7 protein-coding genes are annotated in these 9,119 nt (G+C 72.0%); 1 reads left to right on the top strand and 6 read right to left on the bottom strand.

What is annotated here, in order from left to right; all coding sequences use genetic code 11:
• On the top strand, window positions 1-960 hold a 960-nt coding region (locus AB0C29_RS20725; protein WP_360822379.1), incomplete at its 5' end, for a hypothetical protein.
• A 52-nt stretch (window positions 961-1,012) separates the two neighbouring features.
• Here the strand turns inward: AB0C29_RS20725 and AB0C29_RS20730 are convergent.
• From AB0C29_RS20730 to AB0C29_RS20755, 6 genes are all read right to left on the bottom strand, one after another.
• Window positions 1,013-1,519 (bottom strand): DinB family protein, encoded by a 507-nt coding sequence (locus AB0C29_RS20730; RefSeq protein ID WP_360822381.1) that lies wholly within the window; start codon window positions 1,517-1,519, stop codon window positions 1,013-1,015.
• A gap of 17 nt (window positions 1,520-1,536) precedes the next feature.
• Window positions 1,537-2,289, bottom strand: coding sequence for a hypothetical protein (locus AB0C29_RS20735; protein WP_360822383.1), 753 nt, complete (start codon window positions 2,287-2,289; stop codon window positions 1,537-1,539).
• Between the two features lie 38 nt (window positions 2,290-2,327).
• Complete coding sequence (locus AB0C29_RS20740) at window positions 2,328-3,653, bottom strand: MFS transporter (protein WP_360822385.1); 1,326 nt, start codon at window positions 3,651-3,653, stop codon at window positions 2,328-2,330.
• Between the two features lie 123 nt (window positions 3,654-3,776).
• Complete coding sequence (locus tag AB0C29_RS20745; protein ID WP_360822387.1) at window positions 3,777-5,474, bottom strand: S9 family peptidase; 1,698 nt, start codon at window positions 5,472-5,474, stop codon at window positions 3,777-3,779.
• A 122-nt stretch (window positions 5,475-5,596) separates the two neighbouring features.
• The gene (locus AB0C29_RS20750) at window positions 5,597-7,369 is read right to left on the bottom strand and encodes an N-acetylglutaminylglutamine amidotransferase (protein WP_360822389.1); all 1,773 of its coding nucleotides are present in this window, start codon (window positions 7,367-7,369) and stop codon (window positions 5,597-5,599) included.
• Window positions 7,370-7,482: 113 nt separating this feature from the next.
• Window positions 7,483-9,119 (bottom strand): carboxylate--amine ligase/circularly permuted type 2 ATP-grasp protein (locus tag AB0C29_RS20755; RefSeq protein WP_360822391.1); only part of this gene is annotated, 1,637 nt, incomplete at its 5' end.

Raw genomic sequence — 9,119 nt, forward strand, 5'->3', positions numbered from 1 at the left:
GACGAACCACTGTCCAACCTGGACGCCAAGCTGCGGGTGCAGATGCGCACCCAGAGCATCCGCGCGCTGCCCGGCGCCTCGGTGCTGCGGTTGTTCCTGCACTGGGAGGACACCGAGGATTCCCGGGTCGACCTCGACCTGTCCTGTGCGTTCTTCGACGCCGACTGGCGGCGGCTGGGGCACTGCGACTACACGGAGCTGCGGTTCGCCGGCGATGCCGCCGTGCATTCCGGTGATCTCACCTCGGCGCCTGCTCCGCTGGGGGCCACCGAGTTCCTTGATCTGCGGCTGTCGCTGCTCGCCGAGCGGGGCGTGCGTTACGCGGTTCCGGTGGTGCTCAGCTACAACGCTGTGCCGTTCGAGCTGCTCACCGAGGCTTTCGCCGGGCTGATGCTGCCGCTCGACGGCGGCGCCCAGTTTGATGCCGCCCGGGTCGAGCAGCGGTTCGACCTCCGTGGGGACGCGCGGATGCTGCTGCCGATGGTGCTCGACCTCGCCGACCGGCAGCTGCTGTGGACCGATCTCACCCTGCCGGGGCGCGGCTACGGTCACAGCGTCGGCCGGCACGGCGATCAGCTGGCGCGGGCCGCCGCTGACCAGTGGGAGCACTTCGCCGGCGGCAACCGGGCGACCCTGCTCGATCTCCTCGCGTGGCAGGCGGCCGGCCGGGCGGACCGGGTGCTCGTCGCCCACGCGGACGGGACCTGCACCGAGGTCGCGCCCACCGTCGCGGCGGTTCGTGCTGCCGCCGCGGCAGGCACGGGAGAGCTGGCCGCGGTGGATGCGGTCGAGGGTCGTACCGTGCTGGCCGCGACCACCGACGGGGAGGCGCTGGATCGTCTTGTCCCGGTCCGGGTCGCCGTGGGCTCGGTGGCGCTCACGGTCACCGGCCGGCCGGGAGAGCCCTGGACGCAGCTGCACGCGCCTGAGGCGATGGGCCAGCTCGCCGCTCCCCAGTAGACGAAACCGTCGGCGCCCCCGCAGTTGCGGGAGCGCCGACGGCCGGGGTTCGTCAGTTCTCGAGCAGCCCGTGCACGTAGGCCGCCTGGCCCACGTGCTGGGTGTCGTCGTTCAGGATGCTCACCAGGCGCACGCCCAGCGTCACCGGCGGATCCCAAGACTCGTCCACCACCCGGTCCAGGTCACCGTCCGTGAGGCCGGCGAGGTAGGACTGCGTGCGTTCGTGCACCGCCTGGTAGTACTCCACCAGCACCGCGGCGCTCTCCGGCCGGACGGCCAGGACCTGGGCGGCCGTGTGGGCGTAGCCGTTGTCGTCCGGGTCCGGCTTCAGGCCGAAGCGCGGGGCCCGGTCGCCCGTCACCCAGATCTGGTCCTGGCCGGTCAGTTCGGCGAGGTAGCCGTCCTGGATCCGGGTGAGGTGCCAGACCAGCCAGGCGACCGTGTTGGCCCCCTCGGCCGGGGGCGTCCGCAACTGCTCGGGGCTCAGCCCGTCAACGGCCGACCGTACGAGCTCGGGAAGCCGGTCGAAGGCCTCGATGAGCAGATCTTTGCTGTGCACTGACGCCCTCCGCGGTGCTACTCGGTCGCGCCCTGGTCCGGGGCGACGTCCTGGTTCGGCTGCTGTTGCTGCTGGTCCTGCTCGCCGGGGCCGTCCGGGGTGGCCGGCTCCGTGCCGGTGTCCGCCGGCCCGGTCGTCGGGGCCGTGTTCGGCTCCGTCGTGGTGTCCGTCGGGGTCGCGGTCGGCTCCGTCGTCGCCGTGGGCTCCGGGTCATCGGTCGCATCCGTTGCCGGCTGCTCGCTCGGCGCGACCGACGGGCCCGGCGCGGGCCGGTCGGTGGACGAGTTGTTGCCGACGGTGTTGCCCAGCGTGGTGCCGGTGGTGTCGGTGACGCCGACCTTGGTGGACAGCGGCTCCCCGAAGGCCTTCTCGGACATCCAGATCGCCCCCATGGCGAGCACGAACACCGCGCCGGCGAGCATCGCCGCCCGTCCCCAGCGGACCTGCCGCTTGCGGGCCGGCTCCGGGACCGTGTGCGAGGGCAGGTCCTCCTCGGTCGCCGCGGCGCCCTCCGGGGTGCCCACCGCGGCGGGTGCCTTGAGGAAGGTGGGCGCGATGGTGCTGAGACGCTTGGCGCCCCTGTTCAAGGACCTCTGGTAGATCTCCGTCCCGACCGAGCCGACGACACTGGCGACCGCGGCACCGGCGAGGGTGCCGGCGACTCCCAGGAAGGAGCCGATTACCGCCGCGGTGACTGCCGCGAGTGTGCCCGCGATGACTTTGGTGATCTCGATGCCGGACCAGATGCGGTCCGGTGCGTGCTCGCTCATGTCCTCCTCGCATCGAACTGCTGTAAGCGGGCAAAACGTCAATGTTTACCGATGCGCTCGCCGCTAAACCAACCCTTCTCGGCGAGCACCTCCCGCAGCGGCCGGATGATCAGCCCCTGCTCCTCGGCGAGGCGCTGTCTGGCCAGCTTGCGGGTGCGCAGGATGCCGATCAGGCCGATCGCGCCGATCGCATACTGCACCGACATCGCGACTTTGAAATCCGCGATGCCGTACGTGGCCTGTCCGCCGGTGCGCGCGTCCAGTATCAGGCCGACGAGCAGGATCGACACCAGCGAGGCGACGAAGCCGCCCACGTTGACGATGCCGGTGGCGGTGCCGAGCCTGTTCGGCGGGTTGAACGTGCGGGCGAACTCGAAGCCGATCATCGAGCCGGGCCCGCCCAGACCGAGCGCGAGCACCAGCACCACCAGCACGGCCAGCGGCGCCCGCCCCGGCCAGGCGATGATCAGGCCCCAGCCCAGCGCGTTGGCCGCGATCACGCCCAGCACCAGCCACGAGCGGCGCAGCGGATGCCGTTGCACCAGCACCCCGACGACCGGACCGGCGGCCATGCCGGTCAGCACGAACAGGGTCAGCAGCACGCTGGCCGTGCCCCGCGACAATCCCTCCCCGGCCACCAGGAACGGATAGCCCCAGATCAGCGCGAAGACCGTGCCGGGGAACTGGGTGGTGAAGTGGGTCCACAACCCGAGCCGGGTGCCCGGATGCCGCCACGCGCTCGCCAGGTCGCCGCCGAGCTGGCGCAGCGTGAGCGCCTCACCCGAGCTGACCCGGCGCTGCGGGCTGTCGTGCAGCGCGACCAGTGCGACGACCGCCACGAAGATCCCGGCGGCGGCCGCCGAGATGAACGCGGTGGTCCAGCCCGGACCGGCCAGCAGGGCCGCCAGCGGTACGGCGCTGAGCACCTGCCCGAGCTGCCCGACGAGGCCGGTCAGCTGGGTCACCACGGGCACCCGCCGGCCGGGGAACCATTGCGGCACCAGGCGCAGCACGCTGATGAAGGTCATCGCGTCGCCGGCCCCGACCAGCACCCGGGCAATGACCGCCCCGGTGATCCCGTCGGAGAACGCCATCAGCGCCTGGCCGGCCGCCATGATGACGGCGCCGCCGACCACCAGCCGCAACGAGCCGAACCGGTCCAGCAGCACGCCCACCGGCACCTGCAGGCCGGCGTAGACCAGCAGCTGCAGGACGGCGAACGAGGCCAGCGCGCCGGCGCCGATGTCGAAACGGACCTGCGCGTCCAGCCCGGCGACGCCGAGGGACGTGCGGTGCAGAACCGCGACCACGTAGGCCGACAGTCCCACGGCCCATACCGCCCAGGCCCGGGCACCGCCCAGCATGACAACAACTCCATCCGATCGCGTCCCCCCACCCTTTCTCCGAGGGCGGGGGCACGACAACGATCCGGGTCACAAAAGGGACGTGGGACCCGTCACGCCACTCGACCGGGTGGTTCCGCGGCGTCAGCCGAGCAGAGCCGGCGCCGGGGTGAGATGGGCGGTGAGCCAGCCGACCGTCTCCCGCAGATACTCCGCGCGGGAGGCGCGGTGCTGCAGCTCGTGACCCTCGCCGGGGAAGAGCAGGTACTTGTGCGGGACGCCGCGCTCGGCCAGGGCCGCCGCCACCTGCTCGGCCTCGATCACCGGCACGTTGCTGTCGTTCTCGCCGTGCACGATCATCAGCGGCGTCTTCAGCTTGTCGATGTGCGTGATCGGGGACAGGTCGCGCAGCAGCTCCGCGTCGGCCACCGGGTCGCCGTACTTCGACACCGCCGCCGCGGCGATCCACGGCTCGGTGTGCTCGTAGAAGGTCGCGAAGTTCGACATGCCGCACACGTCGATGCCCACGGCGAACATCGACGGGTACGTCGTCAGCGCCGCCAGCGTCAGGTAACCGCCGTACGAGCGGCCCATGCAGCCGACCCGCGCCGGATCCGCCACGCCCTGCTCGACCAGGTAGCCCACGCAGGCCGCCACGTCGCCGATCGCGGCGTAACGCAGAGCGCCGTTGTCGGCGTTGACGAAGCTGCGGCCGAAGCCGGACGAGCCGCGGACGTTGGGCGCGAAGACCGCGATGCCCCGGTCCACCAGCGACTGGAACAGCGGGCCGTGACCCGGGCGTTCCTGCGCCTCCGGGCCACCGTGCAGCCACAGCACCGTCGGGTGCGGGCCCGCCCCGGCCGGCCGGAAGAGCCAGCCGCTGATCTCCAGGCCGTCGTGTGAGGCGAAGCGGTGCAGCACCGGCCGGACCGCGTCCGGCGCCGGCTCCTCGATCGAGACCGGGTGCAGGTCGCCGTCGTACGTCCACACGCCGTGCGGCCGGCCCGGGCCCTCGGCGGTGAACGCCAGGGTGCTCCCGTCGAAGCACCAGGAGACCCCGGAGGCCACGGTCCCGGGCAGCTCGACCTTCGTCGTGTCGCCACCGCGCAGCACGGTCAGCTCGGACTCGCCGCCGCGGACGTTCCAGAGCACCGCGATCGCCCGGCCGTCCGCGGTCAGCGCGAACGACTCGACCTCGGCGGTCTCCGACGACGCCAGGATCTCGGCCTTGCCGTCGGCCACCCGGATCAGCACCGGGAGCTCGCCGGCGTCGCTGCGGGCGTACACCGCGCCGTCGGGGCCGAAGCAGGCCTGCTCGCCACTGGTCACGTACTCCTCGACGCCGGTCGCCAGGTCGCGCACCACGATGTAGCGGCCGCTGCGCGGGCCGTGCCGCAGCAGCGCCCGGCTGCGGTCGGGGGAGACGTCGAACAGCGACACCAGCTCGCCGGTGGTGATGACCTCGCGGGTGCCGTGCTCGGCGTCCACCAGCAGGGTGGTCTCGAGGTTCTCGGTGACCGCGAGCAGCGGGCGCCCGGGCAGCCAGCGCACGTTGTCCGCGCTGTCCGCGCCGAAGCCGGCCACCTGGTGCAGCGCCGAGCCGTCCGGGCGGACCAGCCACACCTCGGTACGGGGCGCGCCGCCGGGAGCGATCAGGCAGGCGAGCCACCCGCCGCCGGTGGACCACTGCACCGAGACGACGGGGTGCTCACCCGTGTCCACGAGGAACGTCAGGTCGCTGCCGACCGGCTGCACCCACACCTTGGGTGAGCCGCTGCGGTCGGAGACGTACGCGGCGTGCCGGCCGTCGGGCGAAAGCGCCCCCGACCAGCTGCCGGACACTTCTGTTGGGATAGACCCAGCCGAAGGGAGATCCCCGGACTGCCGATTCAGCCACCCCACGGGCAGCACGGTGACGTCGACGCGGTTCAGCTGACCGGTCATACGGGTCCTCCCTCGGTTTGCTAGATCCCCTTGTCCTGCAGCCACATCTCGAGCAGCGCCAGCTGCCACAACTGGTTCGCCCCGAGCGTCGTACGAGCAGTGTTCGGGTCGGCCAGTAGCGCGTCAACGTACTCCTGCCGGAACAGTCCGCGCGCCCGGGCCGCCGGTGCGTGCAGCGCGTCGCGGACCAGCTCCAGCATCGGCCCTTCCAGGTGCCGGATCCCGGGAACCGGGAAGTAACCCTTGGTCCGGTCGATCACCTCGTCCGGCACCACGCCGCGGGCCGCGTCCTTGAGCACACCCTTGCCGCCCTGGGCCAATTTCAGCTCGGGCGGGCAGGCGGCGGCCAGCTCCACGAGCTCGTGGTCGAGGAACGGCACGCGCGCCTCCAGCCCCCACGCCATGGTCATGTTGTCGACCCGCTTGACCGGATCGTCGACCAGCATGACCTGGGAGTCCAGCCGCAACGCCGCGTCGACACTCGTGGTGGCGCCGGGCCGGGCGAAGCTGGCCGTGACGAACTCGCGGCTCACGTCGGTGTCGAGCAGCCACTCGGGGGAGAGCTGGCGGGCCAGTTCACCGTACGGCCGGTCGAAGAACTCCCGGGCGTACGCGTCCACGGCCTGCTCGCGTGGCACATCCTTGAGCGGCGGGTACCAGCTGTAGCCGGCCAGGATCTCGTCCGCGCCCTGCCCCGACTGCACGACCTTGACCTGCTGCGAGACGTCCTCGCTGAGCAGGTTGAAGGCGATGCAGTCGTGGCTGACCATGGGCTCGCTCATCGCCGCGACCGTGCGCGCCACGGCGGGCAGGAAGCGGTCCTTGCCGATCCGGATCTGGTGGTGGGTGGTGTCGAACTGCTTGGCGATGATGTCGGAGTAGGCGAACTCGTCGCCGCTCTCGCCGGCCGCCGACTCGAAGCCGATGCTGAACGTGGTCAGCCCGCGCTGGCCCTGCTCGGCCAGCAGCGCCACGATGTAGCTGGAGTCGAGCCCGCCGGAGAGCAGCACGCCGACCGGCACGTCGGCGACCATCCGGCGCTCGACGGCGGTACGCAGCGACTCGTGGATCGCCTCGGCCCACTCGGCCCGCGACTTGATCAGCGTGCGGGTGTGGTCGGCCTCCCAGTAGACGCGCTCGACCGACGTGCCGTCCGGCTCGATGATCCGGACCGTGGCCGGGGGCAGCTTGCGGATGCCGCTGACCATCGTGCGCGGCGCCGGCACGACCGAGTGGAAGGTCATGTAGTGCTGCAGGGCCACCTTGTCGATCGAGGTGTCGACGTCGCCGGCGGCCAGCAGGGCCGGCAGGGTGGACGCGAAGCGCAGCCGGCCGGGGGTCTCGGCCAGGTACATCGGCTTGATGCCGAGGCGGTCCCGGGCCAGCATGACGCGGCCGGTGGCGTGCTCGGCGATGGCGAAGGCGAACATGCCGAGGAAGTGCTGCACGCAGTCGGCGCCCCAGCGGTGGTACGCCTTGATGATCACCTCGGTGTCGGAGGTGGACACGAAGGTGTAGCCGTAGCCGCGGAGTTCGTCGCGCAGCTGCTGGTAGTTGTAGATGCAGCCGTTGAAGACCAGGGTCAGGCCGAGCTGCTCGTCGGTCATTGGCTGGGAGCCGGCCTCGGACAGGTCAATGATCTTGAGCCGGCGGTGCCCGAACGCGATCGGACCGCGCTGCCAGAGGCCCTCGCCGTCGGGCCCGCGGGACTGCAGGCACGGCATCATCCGCCGGACGGCGTCGCCGTCCGCTGCCTGGGCGTCGTACCGCAGTTCGCCGCCGATTCCACACATGGCCTGAACCTCCTTGGGGGCAGTAGGAGGCGCACCCAAGATTGACCAGGGTGTGCTGCTCCCGTTTCGATTGTGTATCCCAGCCGTAACGCTCTTTACCCGAAGAGCCAGCCTTACCCGAACAGCCAGGTGTCCTTCGACCCGCCGCCGCGCGAGGAGTTGACGATCATGCTGCCGGCCGGGGCGACCCGGGTCAGCGCGGCCGGCGCGACCACCGACTGGCTGCCGGTGAACACGAACGCGCGCAGGTCGACGTGGCGCGGGGCGAGCTGCTGGCCGTCGAAGACCGGATGGGTGGAGAGGTCGACGACCTCCTGGGCCACCCAGCGGTGCGGCGCGGTGCGGATCTGCCGGCGGACCGCGGCGATGTCCTCGGGCGAGGCGTGCGGGCCGATCACGATCCGGTCGCCGCCGTAGCCGTCGACCGGCTTGCAGACCAGCTCCTCCAGCCGGCCGAGCACCTGCTCCCGCTGCTCCGGGATGCCGCACAGGTACGTCGGCACGTCCGCCAGCAGCGGCTTCTCGCCCAGGTAGTACTCGATCAGCCGGGGCACGTACGCGTACACGGCCTTGTCGTCGCCGATGCCGTTGCCCAGCGCGTTGGCCAGCACCACGGTGTCCGCGTGCAGGGCGGTGACCAGGCTCGGGCCCAGCGGCATGCCGTCCGCGCCGGGCGAGTGCACCAGGCTGTCCTCGCCCATCCGCAGGTAGATCACGTCGACCGGGTACTTGCGGCCGTTGCGGACCCGGTGCACCCGGCCCTCGTCGACCACCAGCTCGGTGCTGCGGACCAGCGGTACGCCCATCTCCTCGGCCAGCATCCGGTGCTCGAACCAGGCCGAGTCGTCCGGGCCCTGGCTGAGCACCACCACCGCGGGGTTGTCGCCCGCCGCCGGGCCGGCCGCGTCGAGCAGCGCCCGCAGCAGCAACCGCGGGGTCTCCTCGATGCTGAGCAGGTCGTCGGGGCGGGGCAGCTCCGGCAGCACGCTCTCGGTGAGCCGGCGGTTCTGCATCGCGTACCCGATGCCGGAGGGCACCCGCAGGTTGTCCTCCAGCACGCACCAGTTGCCCTCGCCGTCGCGGACCAGGTCCACGCCGGCCACCTGGGCGCGGACGCCCGGCCGGCTGACCAGGGCGCCGCTGGGGCGCAGCTCCGGGGAGCCGTCGATGACCCAGTCCGGCACGATGCCGTCCTTGACCACCACGCGGTCGGTGTAGACGTCGTTGACGAACGCGTCCAGCGCGCGGACCCGCTGGACCAGGCCGAGCCGCAGCTCCCGCCAGTCGGCCGCGGGGACCAGGCGGGGGACCAGGTCGAACGGGAAGAGCCGGGTCGCCGCCTCGCCGGCCACGCTGAAGGTGATGCCGCGGGCGCGCTGCTCGTCGTCCTTGGCGTCCTCGCGGCGGCGCAGCCCGGCCGGGCCGAGCGCGCTGAGCACGTTGACGATCCCCTGGTAGTCCGGCATGACGTCGCCGTCCGGGAACGCCTCATCGCCGGCCGCCGCGTACGGGGTGAGCCCGGCCGGGACGGTCTGCCCGTCCGGGCAGATGCCGGTCGCGCCGCCCCGGGTGACGGCGATGACCAGCTCGACCACGTCGGAGATGCGGCCGCGGCGGGTCATCGCGCGGCGCTGACGGGCCGCGGAGCTGCCCCGGCTGAGCGCCTGCACGGACAGGTCGAACACCTGCTCCCAGTCGCCGAGCTCCTCCAGCTGGGGCCGCAGCTCGGCGATGAGCCGCTCGACGGCGA

It is taken from the genome of Actinoplanes sp. NPDC048791 (assembly GCF_040650095.1).
In the GTDB taxonomy this organism is placed as follows: Bacteria; Actinomycetota; Actinomycetes; order Mycobacteriales; family Micromonosporaceae; genus Actinoplanes.

Coding starts and splice junctions, on each gene's coding strand:
- AB0C29_RS20750 (WP_360822389.1), bottom strand. CDS start 7,369: ATGTGTGGAATCGGCGGCGAACTGCGGTACGACGCCCAGGCAGCGGAC.
- AB0C29_RS20735 (WP_360822383.1), bottom strand. CDS start 2,289: ATGAGCGAGCACGCACCGGACCGCATCTGGTCCGGCATCGAGATCACC.
- AB0C29_RS20740 (WP_360822385.1), bottom strand. CDS start 3,653: ATGCTGGGCGGTGCCCGGGCCTGGGCGGTATGGGCCGTGGGACTGTCG.